Origin of the sequence: Pseudomonas sp. MYb2 (assembly GCF_002979955.1) — a bacterium.
In the GTDB taxonomy this organism is placed as follows: domain Bacteria; phylum Pseudomonadota; class Gammaproteobacteria; order Pseudomonadales; family Pseudomonadaceae; genus Aquipseudomonas.
Map to the genome: position 1 here is coordinate 13,053 of NZ_PCQC01000007.1, position 25,939 is coordinate 38,991.

A 25,939-nucleotide genomic window follows, 5' to 3' on the forward strand; every position below is an offset into this window, starting at 1 on the left:
AGCGGTTTCCTTAGTGGTCGTGGTTGCAATCCGGGCCGTGCACGTGGTCTTCATCGTCGCCGACGTCAGCCGGTTCCATTTCCAGTTGCAGACTTACCAGATTAGTCGCCAATGGGCGCAGCAGCAGGTTGGCGTACTCGGCGTCACCTTCTTCAACGTCCACGCCGATCAGCAACTGGCCACGGCCGTCCTGCTGGATCCACAGCTCTTTGCCTTGCCACATGACCGCGACGCGGGTGCACGAGGTTTGCAGTTGCGTGCCATCGGTGTCTTCAAGGATCAGCTGCAGGGAATCGCTCATGTTTTTACTCTCTTGGTGAGACAAGCCGCGCGCCGCGTTCGGGCGACGCGCCGGCCATCAATTGATCTGGAATGGATAAACCGCGCCCAGTTTAAGGATTTGCGTCAGTTCATCCAGTGCCGTCCGGCATTCAAGCAGCAATTGCGGGTCCGCCAGATCGGTTTCGCTCAGGCGGTCGCGGTAGTGCTTTTCAACCCATGCGGTCAACGAACCGTACAACGGTGCCGTCATGATAACCCCTGGGTTGACCGCCGCCAGTTCGGTTTCGTTAAGCGCGACGCGAAGACGCAGGCACGCCGGGCCACCGCCGTTCTGCATGCTTTGCTTGAGGTCGAAAACCTTCACTTCGCGGATCAGGCCTCCGGAACTGGTCAGCTCTTGCAGATAAGTCCAGACACGTTCGTTGGCCTGGCACTCTTGCGGCACGATCAGCAACATCGAACCGTCAGGGCGCGACAGCAACTGACTGTTGAACAGGTACGAGCGCACCGCGTCATCGACGGTGACCGCCGAACGCGGCACACACACCGACTGGAAGTTGCCGCCGGCTTTGGCGAGTTTGCTTTGCAGCTCGGCCAGTATCGAGTCGGTGTCGAGGAAGGCGTCCTCGTGATAGAACAGCACCTCGCCATTGCCCACGGCGATCACGTCGTTGTGGAACACGCCCTGATCGATCACGTTCGGGTTTTGCTGGGCGTAGACCACACCTTCGTCACGCAGGCCGTGCAGACGGGCAACGGCTTGCGACGCTTCGAGGGTCTGGCGCGCCGGGTACTTTTGCGGCGCCGGGAAACGGTTGTCGAAGGCACTGCGACCGAACACGAAGAACTCGACGCCCGCCTCGCCATACTCACGACAGAAACGTGTGTGATTGGCCGCACCTTCGTCGCCAAATTGCGCCACTGCCGGCAGAGCAGCGTGATGGGCGAAGTGTTGCTGATTGGCAAACATCGCGCCGAGCACGCGACTGGTGGTCGGGTGCTCGATGCTGCGGTGATATTTGCAATTGAGGTTGGCGGCGGTGAAATGCACGCGGCCGTCAGCAGTGTCGGCACTCGGGCTGACCGTGGCGGCGTTGGCCACCCACATGCTCGACGCTGAGCAACTGGCGACCAGTAGCGGCATGGCTTCCTTGGCAGCGCGCTCGATCACTTGTGCGTCGGTGCCGCTGAAACCCAGACGGCGCAGAGCGCCCACATCCGGACGTTCCTGCGGCGCCAGCACGCCTTGCTGAAAGCCCATTTCCATCAGCGCCTTCATCTTCGCCAGACCTTGTAGCGCCGCTTCCTTCGGATTCGAAGATTGCTGGCTGTTGCTCTGGGAGGCAACGTTGCCGTAGGACAGACCACCGTAGTTATGGGTCGGCCCCACTAGACCGTCAAAATTGACTTCATAGGATTTCATCAGCGAGGCTCCACGAGAATCTGTTGTTATAGGCTTCAGGTAACAATTCAGTCAGACCGCGTCGCGGCTATCGCGAGCAGGCTCACTCCTACAGGTTTAGTGGTGAACACATATGTTGTGTACGACCCAAATCCTGTAGGAGTGAGCCTGCTCGCGATGGCCGTTACACCATCTTCACGCCGGGTGTCAGGGCTGCTGGCAGAGTCAGGCTCGGGGTTTCCAGCGACGCTACCGGGTACGCGCAGTAATCCGCCGCGTAATAAGCGCTGGCGCGATGGTTGCCCGAGGCACCGACACCACCAAACGGCGCGCTGCTCGCAGCACCGGTCAGTTGTTTATTCCAGTTGACGATGCCGGCACGGCTTTCCAGCCAGAACTGCTGATAACGCGCTTCGGAATCCGACAACAAACCTGCGGCCAGACCATAAGCAGTGTCATTCGCTTCAGCGATCGCTGCTTCAAAATCAACGTAGCGGATCACTTGCAGCAACGGGCCGAACAATTCTTCGTCCGGACGCTCGGCAACCTCGGTCACATCAATAATGCCCGGGGTCAGCAATGCGGCTTGTGCCTGCGGCTGGGTCATTTCCAGCAGCGACACCGCGCCGTTGGCCAACAGATGTTCTTGAGCGTCCATCAGCGCTTTCGCGGCGCCAAGGGAAATTACCGAACCCATGAACGGCGCAGGTTGTTGATCGAATGCGCCGACCTCAATGGTCGAACTCACTTCAACCAGACGCTTGAGCAGGCTGTCGCCCCACGCGCCTTGCGGCACCAGCAGACGACGCGCGCAGGTGCAACGCTGACCGGCAGAAATGAACGCCGACTGAATAATCGTGTAAACCGCCGCATCCAGATCCGCGACCTGATCAACCACCAGCGGGTTGTTACCACCCATTTCCAGCGCCAGGATTTTGTCCGGACGCCCGGCGAACTGCTGGTGCAGGTGATTGCCGGTGCGGCTCGAACCGGTGAAAAACAGACCGTCGATACCCGGGTTCGCCGCCAGCGCGATGCCAGTTTCGCGAGCGCCTTGCAGCAGGTTCAGAACACCTGCCGGCAGACCGGCTTCGACCCAGCACTTGACCGTCAGCTCGGCGACTTTCGGGGTCAGTTCGCTTGGCTTGAACAGCACGCTGTTACCCGCCAGCAATGCCGGCACGATGTGACCGTTCGGCAAGTGGCCGGGGAAGTTGTAAGGGCCGAACACCGCGACCACGCCGTGCGGCTTGTGGCGCAACACGGCAGTGGCGTCGCCCAACGGGCCGCTCTTCTCGCCGGTACGTTCGCGGTAGCTTTGCACCGAGATCGCGATCTTGTTGACCATGCTGGTCACTTCGGTCGCGGCTTCCCACAGCGGTTTGCCGGTCTCTTCACCAATGGTGCGAGCCAGTTCGTCAGCGTGGTTTTTCAGCGACGCGGCGAAAGCCTCAAGCACGCTGATGCGCTCGTCCAGCGTACGACGTGCCCAGCCTGGGAACGCCTGACGCGCAGCCTGCACAGCCGATTCAACCTGAGCAGCCGTGGCGCCCTCCCCCGTCCACAGCACTTGCTGGGTCACCGGGTTCAGCGATTGGAAAGCTTCGCCCTGACCGGCCAGCCACTCACCTGCGATGTATAGCGAATTCATTATTTCGACTCCCGTGCAGCGGACAACGCCACGGCGCGTACTTGATCGCCCGCGTTGAGTTGAAGACGTTTGGCGGTCTGCGGATCAACCACCAGCGTGCCGGCAGCGAGACGCGCCGGCGCAGCGGTGATGCGGCAGTCTTCGCGCTTGCGGTTATGAATGATGAACGGCGTGGCGTCATCGCCCGGCGTGCCCACGGCCAACACCAGCGCCTCACTGTCACGCACCGCGCGGATCTTGCCGGTTTCGCATTCGATGGCAGGCCCTGCGTCGAAAATGTCGACGTAACCCTGATAGCTGAAGCCTTCGCCCTTGAGCATCGACAATGCCGGCTCGGTATCGGGGTGAACCTGACCGATCACAGTGCGCGCATCCGGCGAGAGGAAACAGGTGTACAACGGGAATTTCGGCATCAGCTCAGCGATGAAAGCCTTGTTGCCGACACCCGTCAGGTAATCAGCCTGGCTGAACTCCATCTTGAAGAAGTGCCGACCGAGGCTTTCCCAGAACGGTGAACGGCCGGCGTCATCGGAGACACCGCGCATTTCGGCAATGATCTTGTTGCCAAACAGCTCCGGGAATTCAGCAATGAACAGCATCCGCGCCTTCGACAGCATGCGACCGTTGAGACCGCTGCGGTAATCGGCGTGCAGGAACAGCGAGCACAGCTCGGAATTACCAGTCAGGTCGTTGGCCAGAAACAGCGTCGGAATCTCGCGATAGATGTTCAGCTCTTGCGAAGCGCTGACGGTCAGGCCGACACGGAAGTTGTACCAAGGCTCACGCATGCCGACAGCGCCGGCAATGGCGGAAATCCCCACCACGCGACCGTCGTCGTCCTCGAGCACGAACAGGTAGTCCGCATCACCGCGACCGGCTTCGCCGCGAAAGGTCTTCTCGGCCCAGCCGACCCGATGGGCCAGACGTTCTTCATTGGCCGGCAAGGTGGTCAGGCCGGTACCGGTGCTGCGGGCCAGGTCGATCAGAGCGGCTAAATCGCTGCTGCGTACGGGACGAACAATCATGCTATCTCCTCAAACGGGCCGCCTTCGCCACCCGTGAAACTCGCTAAGGCGTTAAACCGCCACCAGGCGCACGCTGGCACCTTCACCGACGCCCAGGGCTTCGGCTGCTTCAAGATCCAGAGTCACCGGTTTGCCCGGCGCGTAATCCAGCTCCAGCAACACCGCGCGGTAATCCTGCAACTGCGCGTTGGCCACCAGATACTGGCGCCCGGCACCTTTCACCGGCTCGCCGATCTTCACCGGCACCACGCGGCTCTGGGCGATCGAACGGATCCCCGAAACGCGCGCATGCAGGGTCGGGCCACCGTCGAAAATGTCGATGTAGTGATCAGTCTCGAAGCCTTCGCGCATCAGGATGTCGAAGGTGATCTGCGCACGCGGGTGCACCTGGCCCATCGCCTCTTGGGCGGAATCCGGCAGCAGCGGTACGTAGATCGGGTAATGCGGCATCAGCTCGGCGAGGAACGTACGGCTTTTCAGCCCGCACAGGCGCTCGGCTTCGGCGTAGTTGAGGTCAAAGAAGTTGCGCCCGATCGCATCCCAGAATGGCGAGTCGCCGTTTTCATCGCTGTAACCGACAATCTCGGTCACTACCGAGTCGGCGAAACGCTCCGGGTGACTGGCGACGAACAGCAGTCGGCCACGGGAGTTGAGTTCCGACCACGGCGAACCGACCAGCTCGCGCTGCACGTAGAAACTGGTGAGCAAGCTGTTGCCGGTCAGGTCGTGGCACTGCGAGAGCACGTGAATCTTGTTGTGGATCTTCAGCTCGCGCGAGGCGTGGACGAAGGTCTCGTTGCGGAAGCTGTAGAACGGCTCCGAGTAACCGGCCGAAGCAACAATCGCCGAGCAGCCGACCAGCTTGCCAGTCGCGGAATCTTCGAGGACGAAGAAATAACTCTCTTCGCCGTTGAAGCTCACTTCGGCAGCAAACGAGGCTTCGCTCGCGGCGATCTTGTCGCTCAGACGTTCCACGTCATCCGGCAAGGAAGTGACACCAATCGGGCTGTCCGCAGCCAGACGCTGTACCTCGCCCAGATCAGCCATTTGCGCGGGGCGCATCACCAGCATGGTGTCACTCCTTAATCTCAGAACTTACAGAAGAAATAACCGGGCCTACATGGAGATCAATGTAGGAGTGAGCCTGCTCGCGATTGCGGTCTGTCAGAAACCAATGAGTCGACTGACATACCGCAATCGCGAGCAGGCTCACTCCTACAGTTGATCTGGTCCGGCATAAAATTTTGATCGACGCCTGAAAAACTCCAGGCGTCGAAGGGTCTATCAGGCTTGCGTCAGTGCTGCGGCAGCGCGCTCGAAACGATCCAGGCCAGCATCGATATCGGCGTCTTCCACCACCAGGCTCGGGGCGAAACGGATCACGTCCGGACCGGCTTGCAGAATCATCAAGCCTTCTTTTTCAGCGGCGTTGAAGATGTCTTTGGCTTTGCCTTTCCAGGCATCGTTCAGCACGCAACCGATCAGCAGACCGAGGCCACGCACCTGAGTGAACAGGCCGTACTTCTCGCCGATCTGCTCAAGGCGCGCCTTGAACTTGTCGTGCTTGGCGTTCACACCGTTCAGCACTTCTGGCGTGTTGATTACGTCGATCACCGCTTCAGCGACCGCGCACGCCAGCGGGTTGCCGCCGTAAGTGGTGCCGTGGGTACCGACGACCAGATGTTTGGCCAGCGCTTCGGTGGTCAGCATCGCCGCGATCGGGAAACCGCCGCCCAGGCTCTTGGCGCTGGTGAGGATGTCCGGGGTCACGCCGTAATGCTGATAGGCAAACAGCTTGCCGCTGCGGCCCATGCCGGTTTGCACTTCGTCGAACACCAGCAGCGCGTTGTTCGCGTCGCAGAGTTCGCGGGCACCTTGCAGGTAAGCCAGCTCGGCCGGCAGCACGCCGCCCTCACCCTGGATCGGTTCCAGCACGACCGCGCAGGTCTTCTCGGAAACGGCGGCTTTCAGCGCTGCCAGGTCGTTGTAAGGGACGTGGGTGATGCCGGTGATTTTCGGGCCGAAACCGTCGGAATACTTCGACTGGCCACCGACGTTGACGGTGAACAGGGTACGGCCGTGGAAGCTGTTCAGCGCGGCGATGATTTCGTACTTCTCAGTGCCGAAACGGTCGAATGCAACACGACGGGCCAGCTTGAACGCGGCCTCGTTGGCTTCAGCGCCGGAGTTGCAGAAGAACACGCGCTCGGCGAACGTGGCGTCGATCAGTTTGTGCGCCAGACGCAGGGCCGGCTCGTTGGTGAACACGTTGGATACGTGCCACAACTTGTTCGCTTGCTCGGTCAGTGCACCGACCAGCGCCGGATGCGCGTGGCCCAATACGTTAACGGCAATCCCGCCGGCGAAGTCGATCAGCTCGCGGCCGGCCTGATCCCAGACGCGGGAACCGGCGCCACGCACCGGAATGAAAGCGGCAGGCGCGTAGTTGGGAACCATTACCTGGTCGAAATCGGCGCGTTGTACCGCAGCGTGCTCAACGGACATCGGAGTCTCCTGATGAGAAGCACTCGCCTGAAACTGGCGAGCTTGGTGAGGATTGTAAGGACAGTTTTCAGCCCGGCCTTGCCGCCAAGCGACAACTTCTTATAGCGCAAACCCCGGATTTTCCCGGGTTTACGGCAATGCGACATATAGCGTCGCAAAGGCGCAGTTTAAACTGCACGCCGCCGTTTGCGCAGGACTGCTGGAGATCTTACTCAAGAGTGTTTTTCGTTGTGCGGTATATATGTACCGCACATCGATGCGTTTCCCAGGGTTTGCTATGGAACTTTCCAAGGCAAACGGCCGCTCTTATGACTGATGAAAATCCAGCCCTCCACGCATCGCCATCCGACTCAGCGTTGCTGCCCAAGCCCGACAGGCACTATCAACCTCTGCTCGATGCCATTGCGCCGTGGCTCAGCCAGGCGCCGACCCACAGGCGCGACGCGCTGAAAAAAACCACGCCACAACTTTCCGCCCCGCTCCTGCAAGCACCACGCAAAGAGCACGAGAAATTGCGCGCGCTCAATGCATTGCAGTGGGCTGCGCAAAACCGCGTCGAGCAAAACCTCGCACGCCTGCTGGATGCCCGGTCCTTCGCCGAACTATTGCTGGGTGTCGAGATAGAAAAACATTTCGGGCTGAACCTCGATGTCAGGCAAATCTTCATGCGCCTTTACATCCCTGCGCATGCGCCGTTGCCTGGGCTCAAGTCGGGCGCCGCGCGCACCTGGACGGTCGCCTTGGTGGACGCCGCACTGCATAACTTTGAAAGCCGCGAAACCACGGACGACGCCTTCGAAACCACCTCCGCCTATATCAGCCGCCCTACACCCGAGGGACAGTTCAGCGCGTTGCCAAAGATTCGCGAAAAAATGCCTATCCCGGCCTTTACGAAACTGTGCCGTGATCTGGACATTGGCCAGCGCTACAAAATTTATCTGGAAGACAATCTCGGCATCAGCAATCCCGTAGTCGCAGCGATCCTGCAAACCAATGTCAAAGCCAGTGACAAAGCGGCCCTGATAACGGCGCTGCAAATGGCCTACATGCAAAAACTGCTGAGCGGCGATATCCACCGGCTGATTCTCGGCTTGCTCGATGGCTTGAAGTATCTGCGCCTGAATCGCCAGTCCTGGCAATGTCATGCGCTGACAATCATGAACGCCCGACTGACCGGTATCGTGCTGTTCGCTCCCAACCTCGAGAGTGCGGACACGACATCAAGAGTGGTGGCCTACATTCCGGATGACCCGGAGCATCCGATCAGGGAATACCCCAGCACCGGCGAGTTTGCCCGGCACCTGACACAACGCCTGCGAGATCAGGACTATCAATCTTTTTTCAGTCGGTTCATCAATCATGAGGATCGTGGGCATTTCTTCGGCCAGTTGAACAATCGCCTTCTGCCGATCACCTGGCAACCGGTTTCCAACGGTGATCCGCGCCCCACCTGGCGCGAGAATCCAGTCGAACCCGCGCCTCTGCAAATGGCCGCAACAACGATCAAAGGCGACTTGTGGGTTTATCTCTACCAACGAAAACTCGACAAAATTCTCAACGATGCACGGGTTGTCTCCGTCTCCACGGCAGCGGTCGACTGTCAGGCTCGCTGGGCGCTCTGGGATTCGTTCAGCGAAGTGGCTGCGTCCCTGCTCAACATTGTCGCCTTCATCGCGTTGCCATTCGTGCCATTTCTCGGCGAGCTGATGTTGGCGTATACCGCCTATCAACTGCTCGACGAAACCTTTGAAGGCATCGTCGATTGGGCGCAAGGCGCGTCCCGCGAGGCATTCGAACACTTCATGGACGCTGTGGAATCCGTCGTCCAGGTCGGTGCTTTCGCAGCAGGCGGAGTCATCGCGGCAAGCCAGTTTCGCGCGCTACTGCCGGAATCAGTGATTGCGTTCATTGACCGGCTCACCCCGGCAAAACTGCCGAATGGCACCTCACGGTACTGGCAACCCGACCTGCACCTTTACGAGCAGACCACCTCCCTGCCCAAAGATGCAAAACCCGATGCGCTGGGCTTGCATGCTCATCAAGGTAAAACCCTGCTGGCTCTGGAAGACAAACTTTACGCGGTCAGCCAGGACAGCCCGTCAGCGCAATACCGCATCGACCACCCCGTTCGCCCCGAAGCCTATAAACCCGAACTCAAGCACAACCAGGCCGGAGTCTGGCAAACCGAACTCGATCAGCCGCTGGACTGGGAACGAAAGACGCTGCTGAGCCGCAGCGATCCGCACATGCGCCAACTGCCGCTCAGTCTGCAGGAGCGCCTGCTGGACATCAGTGGCTGCGAGGAAAATGCCTTGCGCAAAATGCACGTCGAACTTGGGCAGATGCCGCCTCTGCTGGCCGACACCTTGCTGCGCTGGCATCTGGACGCGGACATTCAGACATTCATCGAGCAGATCGGTAGCGAACGCGCCGAAGATTACCTCCAGGCCGATCCGGTCATCCAACTGAAACTGCTACATGAGAGCGGCGACTGGCCTGCCGACAAAGGTGTGCGCCTGGTTGGTCGCAAAGGAAAGGTACTTTGGCAAACACCCACGGTGGACGTCCCGCTTCTACAGATTGATGCCTCAAGACTCGACGCCGGTAATCTGCTCAAGACCTGTCTGCTGCGCTTGTCGGAAGTCGATGCAAAAACGTTACTGGGCGAAAAACCCCATACCTCGCCGCCGACGCTTGAGAGCCGCACCCGGACTTTGCGCCGACGGATTGCTGAACTGGCGCACCGCAAAAGGCAAAGCCTGTTCGAGGATAAATATCGCAGCCTGCAACGCAACGCCGCCCCCTTGGTTCAGGTGCTGATGGATGCCGAACCGGGGCTGCCAAAGACCCTCGCGCAATCCATTCTTGAAACGACTAGCGATTTCGAACGCGAACAGCTCCAGCACACAGTACTGCCCCGCCGGCTCGCCGAGCTTACCCGCGAGATCGGCCTGCAGGTGCGTGCGACGCGTGCTTTGGAGGGGCTGGAGCTAAAAGCCACGCAGGACAATCTGGATACTGATCGACTGATAATGCACTCGCTGCCGAGGCTGCCAGGCTGGTCGCAATCATTGCGCCTGGAAGTCAGACACTACGCACACTCCGGCCCCCTGATCGACAGCATTGGCCCGCTGGACGCCACCACTCGCAAAGTGTTGGTGCTGACCGAACAGGGACAATACCAACCCTTTGACGATGCTGGTGAACAGCTTAGTGCTCCCGGCCCCCTGCTTTTCAATCTGCTGCAAGCCTTGCCTGATGCCGAGCGGCTGGCACTGAACGTTGGCATCGGCGAAAGTGAAAAACTCAATCTGCTGATTCGCCAACACTCCCTGAACCGAGACGAACTGCTGACCCTGCTCTCGCAAAACCCGAACCGCAAACCCGCCTACGACCCAAGCGTTATGCGCCTGCTCGGCGGCACTACCGGTTTCCGACGCATGCCCACCAACACTCCGACTTTGCAATCCCATGCTCACCGGCTGCTGCCGCATCTGTTGCCCGAAGAACTGGAGGCTTTTGTCGAGCGCTTGCAACGTCATCCAAGCGGGCCACGTGGGGAATTGAACCGATTGTTTATCGAACGAGGTCGGCTCGACGAGGTTCTGAATCCCTGGGTGAATGCGATCCCTGTTGTCCACCCCGAAACCGGCGCCCCACTCACTACCGAGCAATATGCCATTCAGCGAATTCGGCGCCGGCAGATGCGGGTCGACTTACTGGATTGCTGGAAACAGCAAGTCTCGCTGCCGATGGACTCCGAGCACATGATCGATTTGCGCCTGGCTCAACCGATCATCGGCGAACTGCCGGCGCTCGAAGTCAACTTCAGCCATGTCGACCACCTGACCATGGAGGGCGCCGAGAACACTCAAGGCCTGCATCAATTCCTCCGCTGCTTTACGGATCTGCATCGACTGGCCCTGCGCGGCTTTCGCCTCGGCAACCTGCCGGAGGCAATCAATCAGTCGCCTCAGCTGCAAGAACTCATCCTCTCCGATTGCGGCATAACTCTTACACCGCAAAGCCTGGAAAGCCTGAGCAAACTGACGAAGTTGACAACTATCGACCTGTTCCGGAACCCGCTCGGACTCACACCCAATGTAGAACGGATGCCCGGACTGAATTACATCGACGTCTCGGAAACCGGCATTTCCGAACTGCCCAGCGGCCTGCTGAGCCGCCCAAAATTGCAAACCGCCTTGCTCAATGACAACCAGATTCACGCGCTGCCCGCAGCGCTCTTCGAACTGCCCGACAGTACGTCGGACGGCTTCGATCTTGGCGGCAATCCGATCAGTGTGACCGACCGCGAACGAATCAAACGTCGCTTCAACGAAACACGGCAGGACTTGGGCGTTTTGGCCGAACCGGCCGACCTGCAACGCGTGCAAGCTTTGTACACGCACCTGGATCAGGAGCAGGCCAGCGAGTTCTTTTACCTGTTGCCCGGGACGCTGGCCGAAGGACGAAACGAAATTGCGCGCCTTGAGAACGAATTCAGCAGCTTGAGCTCCGGACTCGCGACTTGGGTAACCGACCTGCCTGCACTCCACCCGATCAGTGGTGAACCCTTCACGCTTGAAGAAGTGCTGAGCGAGCACGCGTCGCGACATGAATTCAAAAGCCTTCTGGAACAGAGCTGGCGACGCGAGCTGGATGAAGATGACTTCGATCAGGACAACGAACCGACCCACGACTTGAACCTGACCTCCACCATCAACGGCGAACTGCCCGAACTCGACGCCGACTTCAGCCATGTATCACATCTCTACATGACAAGCAGACCGGGACGGACATCCGGCATCGAGAGATTTCTACAGACGTTTCCCAAACTAAAAGGCCTGACAGTTCGCCAGTACCAACTCGAGCAGATCCCCGACGCGGTATTTCGAATGGCCGATCTGACTCATCTGTCGCTCTCGGAGTGCCACATCACGCTCACGCCACAGGCCGTTGTCGAGCTTGCGCAGATGCATCGGCTGGAACATCTCGACCTGAGCGACAACCCCTTGGGCGAAGCACCGGACGTCAGTCAGATGACGGAAATGACCCGACTGCTGCTCGACAACACCGGGATCACCACGCTGCCATCGGGCCTGCTGCAGCTTGAGCAATTGGACCTGGCGGCACTGAACGACAACGCAATCACTGACGTCCCCAGTGACATCCTCGAACTGCCAGCGGAACGCGGCGAGAAGATCAATCTGCGCAACAACCCATTCTCCGAAGCGAGCGTGCAGCGCCTGCTCGCTTACTTCCGGAACTATCGTGTGGACTTTGGGGTGGAGGTGGTCATCAACCGGGCAGAACTCGAAGTGTCGACGTCGGAAGATTCCGAGATCGACGAGTGATCAACCTGCTCGCCGAGCAAGGCCTGTCAACCGCGCTCTGGCGGTACCGACGACAATTCGAACGGGCTGCTGCTGCGCCGCTGGTTGCGATCTTCCCGCGGCGTGGCGCCGAAGAAGTTGCGATAGGCGCTGGAGAAGTGCGGCCCCGAAGAGAAGCCACACGAGAGGCCGATCTGGATGATCGACTTGCTGGTTTGCATCAACATCTGCCGGGCCTTGTTCAGGCGCAATTCCAGGTAGTACTGGCTCGGCACACGGTTGAGGTATTGCTTGAAGATCCGCTCCAACTGACGACGGGACACGCACACGTGCTGGGCGATTTCGTCGGTGGTCAGCGGTTCTTCGATGTTGGCTTCCATCAGCAATACCGCCTGGGTGAGCTTCGGATGGCTAGAGCCGAGACGATTCTGCAACGGGATACGCTGGCGCTCGCCACCTTCGCGGATGCGCTCGACCACCAGTTCTTCCGACACTGCGCCGGCCAGTTCCGCACCGTGATCGCGGGCCAGCACCGCCAGCAACAGATCGAGGACGGACATGCCGCCGCACGCGGTCAGGCGATCGCGATCCCAGTCGAACAGATGACTGGTGGCGATGACTTTGGGGAAACGCTCGGCGAAATCGTCCTGCCAGCGCCAGTGCACGGCAGCGCGATAGCCGTCGAGCAAGCCGAGTTGGGCCAACGGGTACACACCAGCGGACAGACCGCCGATCACGCAACCGGCACGCACCAGTTGCTTGAGTGCGCTGCTGAGTGCCGGCGCCAGCGTGGTCGGCGGCTCGTCAGCGAGCAGGAACAGTTTCTGGAAATTTTCGAGCTTGCCGGTCCACGCTTCACCGGGCAATTGCCAGGCACCTTCGGCCGGCGGCTCGGCCTGCAGGAAGGACAATTCGTAGACCACGTCCGGATGCACACGCTGAGCAACACGCAAGGCCTCCTCCGCCAGCGCCAGCGTCAACGCTTTAGTGCTGGGCCAAATCAGGAAACCAATTCGATGGGCAGTCATGGGCGGGCAATCCGAAGCGAAGAACAGTGATGAAGGCAAGGGCCAATGCTAGCCCGAAAATGAACACAAATCTTGAGCCTGACGCAGATCCACCATCGGGACTGGAATACTTATCCCAATGTAGGAGCTGACGAGTAAAACGAGGCTGCGATCTTTTGATCCTCAAAAACAGATCAAAAGATCGCAGCCTTCGGCAGCTCCTACAGTGGAATGGAGCCAGCCTTCAGGTTGCGAAGCATGCACTATTCCGGTGCATACCGGCAGCCCTGAATTACTTGAGACTGCCCGAGAGGAATTGCTGCAAACGTTCTGATTGCGGATTGACCAGCACTTCGCGCGGGTTGCCGCTCTCTTCAACCACACCTTTGTGCAGGAACACCAGTTGATTCGACACTTCACGGGCAAAGCCCATTTCGTGCGTCACCACGACCATGGTGCGACCTTCCTGAGCCAGCGCCTGCATGACTTTCAGCACGTCGCCCACCAGCTCTGGGTCGAGGGCCGAAGTCGGCTCGTCGAACAGCATCACCTCAGGTTCCATCGCCAGCGCACGGGCGATCGCCACACGCTGCTGTTCACCACCGGACATGTGCCCCGGGAACGCATCTTTACGATGGGCCACGCCGACCTTGTTCAGGTAGTGCTCGGCTTTCTCGCGGGCTTCGGCCTTGGACACGCCAAGCACATGCACCGGCGCTTCCATGATGTTTTCCAGCGCAGTCATGTGCGACCACAGGTTGAAATGCTGGAACACCATCGACAGGCGCGAACGCATGCGTTGCAGCTGCTTCGGATCAGCGGCTTTCAGCGCACCGTCCTTGTTCGCCACCAGTTTCAGCTCTTCGTTGTTGAGCAGAATCTTGCCCGCGTGCGGCTGCTCGAGCAGGTTGATGCAGCGCAGGAAAGTACTTTTGCCGGAGCCACTGGAGCCGATGATGCTGATCACATCGCCGGCTGCCGCTTTCAGGGACACGCCCTTGAGCACTTCGTGACTGCCATAGCGTTTATGCAGGTCTTGGACTTCAAGTTTGTACATGCGGTCGGTTCTCACAAAAACAGTCAGTCAGTCGTTGAGCAAGCGCCCGTGACGCAGCGCTTCGCGCCCCGCCACCTTGGCCAGCCAGAAACCGGGTTGGGCATAACGCAGCCGTTCAATGGCAAACAGCACCCCGGAGGTACCAGCACACACCGTGCTGACCCGATCGGACAGAGGATCAATCACTTCAAAAATCTCGTCGCCCGCCTCGACCCATTCGCCGGGCTTGCGCAGAAAACTCACGACGCCCGGATGCGGCGCGAACAGCAACTCGGTACCTTCGAAAGGCATGCCTTCACAGGCTTCGTGCGCCGGATTCGGCCACTCGCCGGTAATCAAACCTTGCTCAGCGAGGAACGCGAGAATGCCTTCAGCATACGCACAGGCTTCGGCGCGACCGGTGTCGGCCTGACCGCCCAGCTCAATGGTCGTCGCCAGACACGCCAGTGGAATCTGCGCATCAGGGAACTGCCGCGACAGGCGCAGCCACGGCAACGAGCAAGCCTCGTCAAATGAACTGCCGCCGGAATCTTCCGCGAGCAATCCGACCTTCACATTCAGATGCGCCGCCAGCGAACGCCACTGCGGCCAATGCTGCGGCAACGCGTACATGTGCAGCGCGGCTTCAGCATCGCAGTGCAAATCCAACACCACATCGGCGGTGCAGGCATGGCTGAGCAACACGCGCTGCATGCCTTGCAACTGGCTGCTCGCTTCCGGCAATGCCGCCAGGTGATCAGCCATGGCCTGACGGATCAGGCGCACATTGGCGTGCGGATCATCACCGAGGCTCTCAGCCAAAGCGGCCGCAACCGGCGCGCTCAGCTCAACGAAATCACGATTGAAATTCTTGCCGCTACCGGCCTCGAAACGGCCCTGGTGATTGCCTTGCAGCAACTGCCCAAGCCCCAACGGATTGGCGACTGGCACCAGCTCGACGACACCATTGAGCAAGCCTTTGGCTTCGAGTTCGCCGAGGCGCTTTTTCAGTTCCCAGGCGGTGCGCATGCCCGGCAATTCGTCAGCGTGGAGGCTGGCCTGAATGTAGGCCTTGCGCTCGCCATGCCCGAAGCGGAACACGGAAATCTTGCGCTCGCTGCCCAGATGGCTCCACGGCAATACGTGGTCGATGCGTTCCATATCAGTGCTTCCGCGGGGCCAGGTAGCTCAACCAGCGACGCTCGGCCAGTTTGAACAGTTTGACCAGAATGAAGGTGAGGCACAGGTAGAACACGCCAGCGGTGATGTACGCCTCGAACGGCAGATAGAACTGCGCGTTGACCGTGCGCGCCGCGCCAGTGATGTCGATCAAGGTCACGATGGAAGCCAGACTGGTGGTCTGCAACATCATGATCACTTCGTTGCTGTACTGCGGCAGTGCGCGGCGCAGGGCCGACGGCAGCAGGATGCGCTTGTACAGTTTGAAGCGCGACATGCCCATGGCCTTGGCCGCTTCGATCTCACCGTTCGGCGTGGCCTTGAGGCTGCCGGCGATGATTTCAGCGGTGTAGGCGCTGGTGTTGACCGCAAAGGCCAGGCACGCACAGAACGTTGCGCTGGACAGCCACGGCCAGAAGATACTTTCGCGTACCGCTTCGAACTGCGCCAGACCGTAGTAGATCAGGAACAGTTGCACCAGCATCGGCGTGCCACGGATCACGTAGGTGTAAAGCCACGCGGCACCGTTGACGACCGGGTTCTTCGAGACGCGCATCAGCCCCAGCGGCAGGGCCGCGAGCAGACCGAAAAACAGCGACAGCGCGAGCAGTTTGAGGGTGGTCAGCAGGCCGCCGAGGTACAGCGGCATGGCCTCCCAAATGACGTTGTAGTCGAAGATCATAGATCAGCCGCCCTTACGCCTACCGAGTAGCGCTTCTCAAGGTGACGCAATGCCAGCAACGAAACACTGGTGATCACCAGGTACATTGCCGCCACAGCGAGGAAGAAGGTGAAAGGCTCGCGGGTGGCATCTGCCGCCTGCTTGGCCTTGAACATCATGTCTTGCAGACCGACCACGGAAATCAGCGCGGTGGCCTTGGTCAATACCAGCCAGTTGTTGGTGAAGCCCGGAATCGCCAGGCGAATCATCTGCGGCACCATCACCCGGAAGAACACCTGAAAACTGCTCATGCCGTACGCCATGCCCGCTTCGGCCTGACCTTTCGGAATGGCCATGAACGCGCCACGGAAGGTTTCCGACAGGTACGCACCGAAGATGAAACCGAGGGTGCCGATACCGGCGGCCAATGGATTCAGGTCGATGTAATCGTCATAGCCGAGCATCGGCGCCACGCGGTTGAGCAAGTCCTGACCGCCGTAGAAGATCAGCAGGATCAGCACCAGATCGGGAATCCCGCGGATCACCGTGGAATACAGATCGCCCAGCCAGGCCAGCCAGCGCACCGGCGACAGGCGCAACGCGACACCGATCAGCCCGAGAACGATGGCCAGAGCCATGGACGACAAGGCGAGCTGAAGCGTCAGCCATGCGCCATCGAGGATGACAGCCCCGTAGCCTTTCAACATGATTCAGGTCCTCGAAAGTTGGGATGAAAAAATGGCGCAAACCGCAGAGATCCTGTTGCTTGCGCCATTTCGGACTTGTCGCAGAGACGTGTTACTTGCCGTAGATATCGAAGGCGAAGTACTTGTCCTGGATTGCCTTGTATTTGCCGTTTTCGCGGATGGCCGCGATGGCAGTGTTGATCTTGTCTTTCAGGGCGTCGCCCTTACGCACAGCGATGCCCACGCCGTCGCCGAAGTATTTGACGTCGGTGAACGCCGGGCCTGCGAACGCGAAGCCTTTGCCAGCGTCGGTGTTGAGGAAGCCGTCTTGCAACAGGGTAGCGTCAGCCACGGTACCGTCGAGGCGACCGGCAGCTACGTCCAGGTAGATTTCGTTCTGCGAGCCGTATGGCTTGATCTCGGCACCCAGTGGCGCCAGGACTTCGCGGGCGAAACGCTCGTGGATCGAGCCACGTTGCACGCCGATGTTCTTGCCCTTCAGCTCAGCCAGACCTTCGCTGACCTGAGTACCGGCCTTCATGACCAGACGTGCCGGGGTGTTGTAGTACTTGTTGGTGAAGTCGACCGACTTCTTGCGATCTTCAGTGATCGACATGGACGACAGGATCGCGTCGATCTTGCGCACTTTCAGTGCCGGGATCAGACCGTCGAACTCTTGCTCGACCCACACACATTTGACCTGCATCTGCTCACACAGAGCGTTGCCGATGTCGTAGTCGAAACCGACGATGCTGCCATCCGGCGCTTTCGAAGCGAACGGAGGGTAAGCCGCTTCGATACCGATCTTCAGAGGTTTTTCGTCAGCGAAGGCATTCATCGACAGCACGGACAGTGCCAGGGCGCCAAGCAGCACAAGTTTCTTCATCTTGGGACTCCATCGGTAAAGGGCAAAAACGGCAGAGTGAGCGACAGCCCAATATGCGAATGGGTGAATCGGGAAATCGGTTGCTGCATCGGTGGGAAATTTCCCATTGAAACCGTCGCAGGTTTCAACGTCAGCCACGATGAGCGAGTGATCGGCATTCTAACGACAGGCCCGAAGCCGATATTTCTTCAATGCGACAACTAATTACAGATGCACAGAGAAAGCGACTTTGGCACATTGACAGCCCTGCAATTTCATGCAAGAGCGAAAGACAGTGAACCGATCTATGCTGCAAATTGCGGGCCTATTATTCGCAAACCCTTCTAATCCGGCAAGCGCAGCGTTGGGTCTTATTTTTCAGCGGGGCTTTTGAGGCTCTAAAACGGGGCGATGCGTTTCCCTACGCCCCGTCGCGGGGCGGGCGGTTACACATTCGGTTACGTGGAATGCGGCGGGTAACAGTGGGAAATGCCTTACGGGGGAGATCGATAATTATTGGTTGGTCGGGTCTGCGTTCCGACAGCGGACTACACCAGCGCCTGACAAATTGCCTTCGCGAGCAGGCTCGCTCCCACAGGGATCTGCATTTTGCCTGAAGGTACTCGGTCAAACTGTGGGAGCGAGCCTGCTCGCGAAGAGGCCAGCCCAACCACCACAAAACCCCCAGACACAAAAAAGCCCCGCCCGGCAAAACCGGACGGGGCTTTCTTCTTCTCAGACCTGCTACTTAAGCAACATTCATAGTCTTGTGCGTATCAATCAAATGCTGCACCACACCCGGATCCGCCAGCGTCGAGATATCCCCCAAGCCATCGTATTCCGCCGTGGCAATCTTGCGCAGAATGCGGCGCATGATCTTGCCCGAACGCGTCTTCGGCAGCCCCGGCGCCCACTGGATCACGTCCGGCGAAGCAATCGGCCCGATCTCCTTGCGCACCCAGTTCTTCAGCTCCAGACGCAGTTGCTCGGTCGGCTCCTCGCCATTCTTCAACGTGACATAGACATAAATGCCCTGCCCCTTGATGTCATGTGGCACCCCGACCACCGCTGCCTCAGCGACTTTCGGATGCGCAACCATCGCGCTTTCGATCTCGGCCGTGCCCATACGGTGGCCGGACACGTTGAGCACGTCATCGACACGCCCGGTGATCCAGTAATAACCATCGGCATCACGACGCGCGCCGTCACCGGTGAAATACATGCCACGGAACGTCTTGAAGTAGGTATCAACGAAACGATCGTGATCGCCATACAGCGTGCGCGCCTGACCTGGCCACGAATCGAGAATCACCAGATTGCCTTCAGCCTCGCCCTCGATGATGTTACCGAGGTTGTCGACCAGCGCCGGCACCACACCAAAGAACGGACGTGCCGCCGAACCCGGCTTCAGCGCGTGCGCACCCGGCAACGGACTCATCATGTTGCCGCCGGTTTCGGTCTGCCACCAGGTATCAACGATCGGGCAACGCGACTTGCCGACATTCTTGTAGTACCAATCCCACGCTTCCGGGTTGATTGGCTCACCCACGGAACCGAGCAGACGCAGACTGCTGCCATCCGCGCCTTCAACCGCAGCCTGACCCGAGGCCATCATCGCGCGGATCGCGGTCGGTGCGGTGTAGAGGATGTTGACCTTGTGCTTGTCGACGATCTTCGCCACCCGGGTGATGTCCGGGTAGTTCGGCACGCCTTCGAACAGCAGCGTGGTCGCGCCGTTGGCCAGCGGGCCGTAGACGATGTAGCTGTGGCCGGTAACCCAGCCGACGTCGGCGGTGCACCAGTAAACCTCGCCCGGACGGTAGTCGAACACGCGCTCATGGGTCATCGCCGCGTACAGCAGATAACCGCCAGTGGTGTGCTGCACGCCCTTCGGCTTGCCGGTCGAACCGGAGGTATAAAGGATGAACAGCGCTTCTTCGGCGCCCATCTCTTTTGGCGCGCAGACAGTGCCCGCCACTTTCATCAGGTCTTCGTACCAGATGTCGCGATGCTGGTTCCACTTGATGTCGCCACCGGTGCGCTTGCAGACGATGACTTTCTGGATGCTGCTGGTTTCCGGGTTGGTCAGCGCGTCGTCGACGTTGGCCTTGAGGGAAATTTTCTTGCCGGCACGAATGCCTTCGTCAGCGGTGATCACCACTTTTGATTTGCAGTCGATGATGCGACCGGCCAGGGCTTCCGGCGAGAAACCGCCGAACACCACCGAGTGAATCGCGCCGATCCGGGTGCAGGCCAGCATGGCGACCACGGCTTCGGGAATCATCGGCATATAAATGGTCACCACGTCGCCGCGGTGTACGTCCTGACCACGCAGGGCGTTGGCGAGTTTGCACACTTGTTCGTGCAGTTCGCGGTAGGTGATGTTGCGGCTCTCGGAAGGGTCGTCGCCTTCCCAGATGATCGCGACTTGATCGCCGCGCTCGGCCAGGTGACGGTCGAGGCAGTTGTAGGAAACGTTCAGGGTGCCGTCGGCAAACCACTTGATGTCGACATGGTGATCGTCGAACGAGGTCTGTTTCACCGTGGTGAAAGGTTTGATCCAGTCGAGACGCTGGGCTTGCTCGCGCCAGAAGCCGTCAGGGTTGACGACCGACTGCTGGTACATGGCTTTGTAGGTCGCCTCGTCAGTCAGCGTGTTAGCCAGAACCTCGGGACGAACGGGATACAGAGAAGCCGCACTCATCTTTCCTACCTCGGTGTAATAGTTGTTTTTGTATGACCCTGTTGTAACGGGGCGGGGGCCATAGAACCATTCGACGATGGTAGTAACAACCCCCTACAAGTCGTGGCGATACCGAGCCATATCCCCCAACCCCAAGCGCCACGCCCCCTGTAGGAGCTGCCGAAGGCTGCGATCTTTTGACCTTTCAGGCGATTGTTACCAAATCTGCCAAAGGTGTTTATCAAAACCCGCTCTGTTTACCCCCGCCCCATCCCCCTAAAATTCACCTCGCCAACAAGGCAAACGCGATTAACAACGATACAGCCCCCACGAAGGCCGTTAATCCAGCTCTCAAGTAACAACCGCAAACGATGAAGTTACACACGCAACCCCATAAAGGTTGCGTGACCCCACTCGACCTCAAAAAGGTAAATCTGAAATGAAAGCTTTATTGGTTCTGGCCCTCAGCAGTCTGTGCGCAACCGCCATGGCAGATGAGGTCCCGACTGATGTCGCACAGCAACAACCGGTGATCGAGGAATACACTTACTCCACACACCTGGACATCGCCAACGTTGTATCGATGAGTGAAATTCCGAACGTCTGCGAAGTAGTACCAGCGAAAATGGAGTACGACGACTCCAAAGGTCAGCGCCACATCCTGCGTTACAGCGTCATGGGCAACGGCTGCACCAATTAATGATTGCAGACTGCACCGAATTGGATCTCTCAGCGCTTCATTGAGGGTCGATTCCAGCCCGGCTTCGGTCGGGCTCAGTTGTGTTTGAAACCGTCAGAAATGCTTGCAAAACACTAGATGTAGTGAAAACCGCCGTTTTTAGTTCGTTTTTTGAGCAAATTCACAATGGCGAGATTTTTACGAAAAAAAATCTTCCCCCGGCAAAGCCCTGTAAACCCTCACTCTCGTCGAAAAACCACCCTCCTCGACCGCTCCATGCGCGGATTCGCCTCAGCACAGCCGTGTTTTTTTCCCTATAATGCCGCCCCATACGGGTCAGCAATATTCCCTTACAGGGAGCAAAAGCCATTCTGAAGCCCCGCAGCAGCGTTCAACGCTGATTGCGCCCATCAGAGGCTCTCGGAACCCGTCAAAATTTCTGTTTATTTGCCTGCGTGCATCGCTGCAAAAAACGACATCCAACGCGGTCTGTACGACCGTGTGAAAAACCAACCAATCAGGTTTCACACGGGGCGACAGGCCCTCACGCAGGAGACGACACGTCATGCTGAGCTGGGACGAATTCGACAAAGAAGACAGTGAAGTAGCAGCAGTGAAAGGCGCCAACGCCGGCCACGCTACTGAAGCCAACATGGACCGCCTCGACAACGCTGGCGGTGCCGCCGCGATCGAAGCCCGCGCCGTGACCGCCGACGACTCGGCCGCTGTCGCCCGCGCCAAGGCTGCACTGAACTCCCTCGACGTCGCCGAAGGCCTCGCCGAACTCGAAGGCGCCTCCGCCCGTGTCGCCGTTGACGAAAAGCGCATGATCAACTGCCGCGCCGACCTCAACCAACTCGTGCCATTCAAGTACGACTGGGCCTGGCAGAAGTATCTGGACGGTTGCGCAAACCACTGGATGCCGCAAGAAGTCAACATGACCGCCGACATCGCCCTCTGGAAAGACCCGGAAGGCCTGACCGACGACGAGCGCCGCATCGTCATGCGCAACCTCGGCTTCTTCTCCACCGCCGACTCCCTGGTTGCCAACAACCTGGTACTGGCGGTGTACCGCCTGATCACCAACCCGGAATGCCGCCAGTACATCCTGCGCCAGGCTTTCGAAGAAGCGATCCACACCCACGCCTACCAGTACTGCATCGAATCGCTGGCCATGGATGAAGGCGAAATCTTCAACATGTACCACGAGATCCCATCGGTCGCTAAAAAAGCAGCCTGGGGCCTGAAGTACACCCGCTCGATCTCCGATCCGAAGTTCGAAACCGGCACCCCGGACACCGACAAAGAATTGCTGCGCAACCTGATCGCCTACTACTGCGTTCTGGAAGGCATCTTCTTCTACTGCGGCTTCACCCAAATCCTCTCCATGGGCCGCCGCAATAAAATGACCGGCGTCGCCGAGCAGTTCCAATACATCCTGCGCGACGAATCCATGCACCTGAACTTCGGCATCGACGTGATCAACCAGATCAAAATCGAAAACCCGCACCTGTGGGATGCCGAAATGAAGGAAGAAGCGACCCAGATGATTCTGCAGGGTACGCAGCTGGAGATCGAATACGCGCGTGACACCATGCCTCGCGGCGTACTGGGCATGAACGCGGCGATGATGGAGGACTATCTGAAGTTCATCGCTAACCGTCGTTTGTCGCAGATTGGTTTGAAAGAGGAATATCCAGGGACGACTAACCCGTTCCCTTGGATGAGCGAGATTATGGACTTGAAGAAAGAGAAGAATTTCTTTGAGACTCGCGTGATCGAATACCAAACTGGTGGTGCGTTGAGCTGGGACTAATAGTCTCGCTCGGCATGATTTGACGATTGCGGTTTGAGTCGGCAAGTCGAGAAAGCAAAAAGCCCCGATCTGATCGGGGCTTTTTATTGGGTGGTTTTTTGTAATGCGTGATTTGAATGTTCTGAGTTTTCAGAATGCACCATCGAATGAAGTGGAAACCCCTCAGGAGCCCCAACTAGTACGCCACGCTCCATATCAAACGGCAACACCCAAAGCTTAAGTTGCGGAGCAAATTCAAACACTTCTAGCGGCACATCAAACGCTGAACGCCTTGGATAGACCAGCATCAACTCTCCGTCGCCCCCAAGGTATTTATGACCATACGCAAACAATTGGTAAAAATCGGATTGTTTCAAACCGTAGTTTTTTCCTTCTGCAAAAGAGCCCACCCTTTTCCATTTTGTATCTAGCACCCATTTTTTTTGTTGAGAGCCAACTATTAGATCTGGCTTTAGTTTGAAGAAGCTCCTTCCCCTGTGCTGGCACATGTACTCGCTTTGGGCCTGAGACTGAAGATGGGCATCTGGAAGTAAATCAGCGTAAAGGCTAGCAGCAACATAGCGTTCAAACAGCTTTTCCATAGGAAATAACAGGCTCATGCCATGCCACTCTCCAGCAACCGCCAACGGTACATGTTGATTAATAATCAGCTCACACCATGGTTTTACTGGAACGTAGTGAGCCATCAACCGTTCTCCACTCCATTTCTTGAAATCCTGCCGAGCGTCGCAACTTGCAGGGATTTCTAACAAAGCATTTCTTAGCTCTTGTGCCAGACGCCAGCTACCTGCATCCTTTGTAACTTTGCAAACTTGATCTAACGCAAATTTGAGCAATCGATTCTCCGGACGATCAGGTGAATAGATATCATGTCGAATTTGGAATCGATGTTTGCGGCCGGGTGGCTGGCGCATTTGTTTGACAAAATCCAACTGCCCACGCAAGAACCGTTGTTCCTCTTCCACATGCAAATAGTCAAAACGCAAACCTCGTTTAACTAAATGTTCCAAAGCTAATAGAAACTGGCTAATGATCCATTCACTCAGTGGCGCATCGAAATACTGTAGATCTGCCGCACCGACTTCCCGAGTTGGTAATTTCAATGATATCTGAATCATCCGACGAAGCAACGCTCTGCTCTGAATGATGCAGTCTTCACTCTCAAAATGTTTTGGAAGTATTTCGATAACTGTCCCGCAAGGCGTTTCCAATACACCGACAAAGTTATCGAGCATCAGTAAACAACGGTTTTCCAGCTGAATCAGTGACGCACCCGCGCGACTCAAATTAGCATTCAAATCGCACAGCCAGTCAAAAGCAGATACCGATACTTGAGCGAGATCCAACGTGGGTTCAGCAATTGCATCCGTTGTAAGCCTTGCGTATTCACGGACAGTGATGACGGATTTCACACCCTCTCACCTTTCAATGCTCCGATTACGGCTACACCCAGATGCCGAGTATTGAATTCACGACCACTTGCATGGTGCGTTGTTAACCCATGCGCTGCAGCAAGCTCACGCAGAATGGGCTTAGATGGACTAACGATCTTCCCAGATTTCAAAACCTCGATCGACCCGCTCTCCAATTGACGAACCAGAATATCGTCATTTTCTGCTTCGATACCTTCCTGGATTTTAGGAGGTATCGATTGGTGATCGATGATTCCCCAAAAAGACTCAATACGAGCAAACGCATCCTCGTTAATATTCCAATGGTTATTCTTGCTATTCAGTGTAACTTGATCGCCAAAAATAGAATTAGAACTGATTGATGGCTGTTGAATAAAACAATTCTCAAAAGCCTTGCGATGATCATTGAGAACCCACTGAATACGCTGCCAGTCTTCGAAAAAATACTCTTGCAACAACGGCACGATCTGCTCGCGAAAGATCTGCCCCAGCCGTTCCACTGTCGAGTCTTTTTCTAGCGACATGAAATACGCATGTCCCAAACAATGATCTCGATCTAGAAGCAGTTCGACCCGCTGATTCATCACGTCCAGAAGCTGACCTACGTTGATCCCTTCCACCACAATATTTTTCAATAACTCTGGTTTTGGCGTCATTTCTCGGAATGTAAAACGTCGGCGCAAAGCGATGTCTAAACCTGCCAAGGAACGATCGGTTGTATTCATAGTGCCTATTAGATAGACATTACCAGGAACACTGAATCTCTCTTTAGAATAAGGAAGCGTAATCTCAAGACTTTCTTCCGCCCCCAAACGCTTGGACGGCTCAATAAGCGTAATTAGCTCACCAAAAATCCGCGAAATATTTCCACGATTTATTTCATCAACAATCAACACTCGCGCACTATTATGCTGAGCCATCTCGATAGAATTTACTTCATTATGCGGCCTGCTCAAAACACGCTCGACCAAAGAAGGGAGTATATTGTTGTAGCCGTTGACGAGATATGGTTCAAGTTTCGTCTCGGGAATCTTGTCAAATACCGATTTGATATTAATATCAGCAATTGTCAATCTGCCGGCACGCACATATTCAGCCAAGGTATTGAGAATACTCATCCCGATTGGAAGCTGTTTCCCATTGGGTTTAATTAAGCTTAGCAATTCATTAGAGGAACTTTCGACAACGTAGCCTCTGCCAAATGACTCACCTTTCGAAAAGCATTGGCCCAGTGCGCCGCCTGCGTTGGAATCTCGAAAAGGTAAGCCTAGTAATTTTGCAGCGGAAGATGGATCCCGCGAGGAGTCAGCACTCGCAGCAGAGCACAAGTTTTTGAACACTCCGTCAGCAACTTCATAACGAAGTTGCCCATCTTCACCACTCACTGCTCGAAGTCCCTCAACAAAGTCCTCGTAGCTAAAGCTCTGATGAAAAGTGACAAACTCGACGTGACCGTCTGCGGCTAGCTCATCAAAACGTTTTTTGAGGGTCGCGCGGTCGTCTCTATTGGACTGAAGAAAACTTGGATCCAGAATCTCCAGCGCGGCTTCGATGGTCGCGTACGTTTTGCCAGTTCCCGGAGGGCCGAACAAAATTTGGTTGAGTGCAGGCGAAGTCATCGAAGCGCTTTCCTTGCTGTTAGCAGAATGTGTGGAGATTGAACCAAGACCTTTGGTGATCTAACCGCTTGAAAAAGCGGCGTTCATCGTAGGAAATA

At 57.4% G+C, this 25,939-nt stretch carries 18 protein-coding genes; 3 read left to right on the forward strand and 15 right to left on the reverse strand.

Annotation, left to right across the window (positions count from 1 at the left end):
- Window positions 1–10 precede the first annotated feature (10 nt).
- The 6 genes from CQ009_RS13570 to CQ009_RS13595 form a co-directional block, all read right to left on the reverse strand.
- Window positions 11–301: a hypothetical protein gene (locus tag CQ009_RS13570; RefSeq protein WP_016983958.1), complete on the reverse strand. Its 291-nt coding sequence runs from the start codon at window positions 299–301 to the stop codon at window positions 11–13.
- A gap of 57 nt (window positions 302–358) precedes the next feature.
- Window positions 359–1,705, reverse strand: coding sequence for an N-succinylarginine dihydrolase (gene astB / locus CQ009_RS13575; RefSeq protein WP_064387580.1), 1,347 nt, complete (start codon window positions 1,703–1,705; stop codon window positions 359–361).
- Window positions 1,706–1,868: 163 nt separating this feature from the next.
- Window positions 1,869–3,338: a succinylglutamate-semialdehyde dehydrogenase gene (gene astD / locus CQ009_RS13580; protein ID WP_177430998.1), complete on the reverse strand. Its 1,470-nt coding sequence runs from the start codon at window positions 3,336–3,338 to the stop codon at window positions 1,869–1,871.
- Complete coding sequence (gene astA, locus CQ009_RS13585) at window positions 3,335–4,360, reverse strand: arginine N-succinyltransferase (protein WP_064387582.1); 1,026 nt, start codon at window positions 4,358–4,360, stop codon at window positions 3,335–3,337. Before astA ends, astD begins: the two co-directional genes overlap by 4 nt.
- Window positions 4,361–4,411: 51 nt before the next feature.
- Window positions 4,412–5,431 (reverse strand): arginine/ornithine succinyltransferase subunit alpha, encoded by a 1,020-nt coding sequence (aruF, locus tag CQ009_RS13590; protein ID WP_016983955.1) that lies wholly within the window; start codon window positions 5,429–5,431, stop codon window positions 4,412–4,414.
- Window positions 5,432–5,644: 213 nt separating this feature from the next.
- On the reverse strand, window positions 5,645–6,865 hold the full coding sequence (locus CQ009_RS13595; protein WP_064387583.1) for an aspartate aminotransferase family protein: 1,221 nt from the start codon (window positions 6,863–6,865) through the stop codon (window positions 5,645–5,647).
- Window positions 6,866–7,173: 308 nt separating this feature from the next.
- Between CQ009_RS13595 and CQ009_RS13600 the strand changes: the two genes are divergently transcribed.
- The gene (locus CQ009_RS13600; RefSeq protein ID WP_105706864.1) at window positions 7,174–12,219 is read left to right on the forward strand and encodes a dermonecrotic toxin domain-containing protein; all 5,046 of its coding nucleotides are present in this window, start codon (window positions 7,174–7,176) and stop codon (window positions 12,217–12,219) included.
- Window positions 12,220–12,245: 26 nt separating this feature from the next.
- On the opposite strand, the gene argR is transcribed toward CQ009_RS13600, so the two are convergent.
- The 7 genes from argR to acs form a co-directional block, all read right to left on the reverse strand.
- Window positions 12,246–13,226, reverse strand: a complete 981-nt coding sequence (gene argR / locus CQ009_RS13605) for a transcriptional regulator ArgR (protein ID WP_064387585.1) — start codon at window positions 13,224–13,226, stop codon at window positions 12,246–12,248.
- Between the two features lie 271 nt (window positions 13,227–13,497).
- On the reverse strand, window positions 13,498–14,262 hold the full coding sequence (locus CQ009_RS13610) for an ABC transporter ATP-binding protein (RefSeq protein ID WP_003227281.1): 765 nt from the start codon (window positions 14,260–14,262) through the stop codon (window positions 13,498–13,500).
- A 27-nt stretch (window positions 14,263–14,289) separates the two neighbouring features.
- Window positions 14,290–15,402 (reverse strand): M14 family metallopeptidase, encoded by a 1,113-nt coding sequence (locus tag CQ009_RS13615; protein ID WP_105706866.1) that lies wholly within the window; start codon window positions 15,400–15,402, stop codon window positions 14,290–14,292.
- Between the two features lies 1 nt (window position 15,403).
- Complete coding sequence (locus CQ009_RS13620) at window positions 15,404–16,102, reverse strand: ABC transporter permease (RefSeq protein WP_105706868.1); 699 nt, start codon at window positions 16,100–16,102, stop codon at window positions 15,404–15,406.
- Entirely contained in the window at window positions 16,099–16,788 is a 690-nt protein-coding gene (locus CQ009_RS13625; RefSeq protein WP_016773583.1) for an ABC transporter permease, read from the reverse strand. Before CQ009_RS13625 ends, CQ009_RS13620 begins: the two co-directional genes overlap by 4 nt.
- 91 nt (window positions 16,789–16,879) lie before the next feature.
- Window positions 16,880–17,653, reverse strand: a complete 774-nt coding sequence (locus CQ009_RS13630) for an ABC transporter substrate-binding protein (RefSeq protein WP_105706870.1) — start codon at window positions 17,651–17,653, stop codon at window positions 16,880–16,882.
- Between the two features lie 727 nt (window positions 17,654–18,380).
- Window positions 18,381–20,336: an acetate--CoA ligase gene (acs, locus tag CQ009_RS13635; RefSeq protein ID WP_034153332.1), complete on the reverse strand. Its 1,956-nt coding sequence runs from the start codon at window positions 20,334–20,336 to the stop codon at window positions 18,381–18,383.
- 418 nt (window positions 20,337–20,754) lie between these two features.
- On the opposite strand from acs, the gene CQ009_RS13640 reads away from it, so the two are divergent.
- Entirely contained in the window at window positions 20,755–21,015 is a 261-nt protein-coding gene (locus tag CQ009_RS13640) for a DUF2790 domain-containing protein (RefSeq protein ID WP_008084846.1), read from the forward strand.
- Between the two features lie 544 nt (window positions 21,016–21,559).
- Window positions 21,560–22,810 carry a ribonucleotide-diphosphate reductase subunit beta gene (locus tag CQ009_RS13645; protein ID WP_064119947.1) on the forward strand — a complete coding sequence of 417 codons (1,251 nt, stop codon included), beginning with the start codon at window positions 21,560–21,562 and terminating at the stop codon, window positions 22,808–22,810.
- An 83-nt stretch (window positions 22,811–22,893) separates the two neighbouring features.
- Here the strand turns inward: CQ009_RS13645 and CQ009_RS13650 are convergent, their stop codons facing one another.
- Both CQ009_RS13650 and CQ009_RS13655 read right to left on the reverse strand, forming a co-directional pair.
- Window positions 22,894–24,222 carry an McrC family protein gene (locus CQ009_RS13650; RefSeq protein ID WP_105706872.1) on the reverse strand — a complete coding sequence of 443 codons (1,329 nt, stop codon included), beginning with the start codon at window positions 24,220–24,222 and terminating at the stop codon, window positions 22,894–22,896.
- On the reverse strand, window positions 24,219–25,841 hold the full coding sequence (locus CQ009_RS13655) for an McrB family protein (RefSeq protein WP_105706875.1): 1,623 nt from the start codon (window positions 25,839–25,841) through the stop codon (window positions 24,219–24,221). The genes CQ009_RS13650 and CQ009_RS13655 overlap by 4 nt, the downstream gene beginning before the upstream one ends.
- Window positions 25,842–25,939: the final 98 nt, after the last annotated feature.

What these genes read in the sequence shown, in the direction of transcription:
- CQ009_RS13655 (WP_105706875.1), bottom strand. Translation starts at nt 25,841, where the DNA reads ATGACTTCGCCTGCACTCAACCAAATTTTGTTCGGCCCTCCGGGAACT.
- CQ009_RS13645 (WP_064119947.1), top strand. Translation starts at nt 21,560, where the DNA reads ATGCTGAGCTGGGACGAATTCGACAAAGAAGACAGTGAAGTAGCAGCA.
- CQ009_RS13615 (WP_105706866.1), bottom strand. Translation starts at nt 15,402, where the DNA reads ATGGAACGCATCGACCACGTATTGCCGTGGAGCCATCTGGGCAGCGAG.
- argR (WP_064387585.1), bottom strand. Translation starts at nt 13,226, where the DNA reads ATGACTGCCCATCGAATTGGTTTCCTGATTTGGCCCAGCACTAAAGCG.
- astB (WP_064387580.1), bottom strand. Translation starts at nt 1,705, where the DNA reads ATGAAATCCTATGAAGTCAATTTTGACGGTCTAGTGGGGCCGACCCAT.
- CQ009_RS13610 (WP_003227281.1), bottom strand. Translation starts at nt 14,262, where the DNA reads ATGTACAAACTTGAAGTCCAAGACCTGCATAAACGCTATGGCAGTCAC.
- CQ009_RS13570 (WP_016983958.1), bottom strand. Translation starts at nt 301, where the DNA reads ATGAGCGATTCCCTGCAGCTGATCCTTGAAGACACCGATGGCACGCAA.
- acs (WP_034153332.1), bottom strand. Translation starts at nt 20,336, where the DNA reads ATGAGTGCGGCTTCTCTGTATCCCGTTCGTCCCGAGGTTCTGGCTAAC.
- CQ009_RS13625 (WP_016773583.1), bottom strand. Translation starts at nt 16,788, where the DNA reads ATGTTGAAAGGCTACGGGGCTGTCATCCTCGATGGCGCATGGCTGACG.
- CQ009_RS13620 (WP_105706868.1), bottom strand. Translation starts at nt 16,102, where the DNA reads ATGATCTTCGACTACAACGTCATTTGGGAGGCCATGCCGCTGTACCTC.
- astA (WP_064387582.1), bottom strand. Translation starts at nt 4,360, where the DNA reads ATGATTGTTCGTCCCGTACGCAGCAGCGATTTAGCCGCTCTGATCGAC.
- aruF (WP_016983955.1), bottom strand. Translation starts at nt 5,431, where the DNA reads ATGCTGGTGATGCGCCCCGCGCAAATGGCTGATCTGGGCGAGGTACAG.
- CQ009_RS13640 (WP_008084846.1), top strand. Translation starts at nt 20,755, where the DNA reads ATGAAAGCTTTATTGGTTCTGGCCCTCAGCAGTCTGTGCGCAACCGCC.
- CQ009_RS13595 (WP_064387583.1), bottom strand. Translation starts at nt 6,865, where the DNA reads ATGTCCGTTGAGCACGCTGCGGTACAACGCGCCGATTTCGACCAGGTA.
- CQ009_RS13630 (WP_105706870.1), bottom strand. Translation starts at nt 17,653, where the DNA reads ATGAAGAAACTTGTGCTGCTTGGCGCCCTGGCACTGTCCGTGCTGTCG.
- CQ009_RS13600 (WP_105706864.1), top strand. Translation starts at nt 7,174, where the DNA reads ATGACTGATGAAAATCCAGCCCTCCACGCATCGCCATCCGACTCAGCG.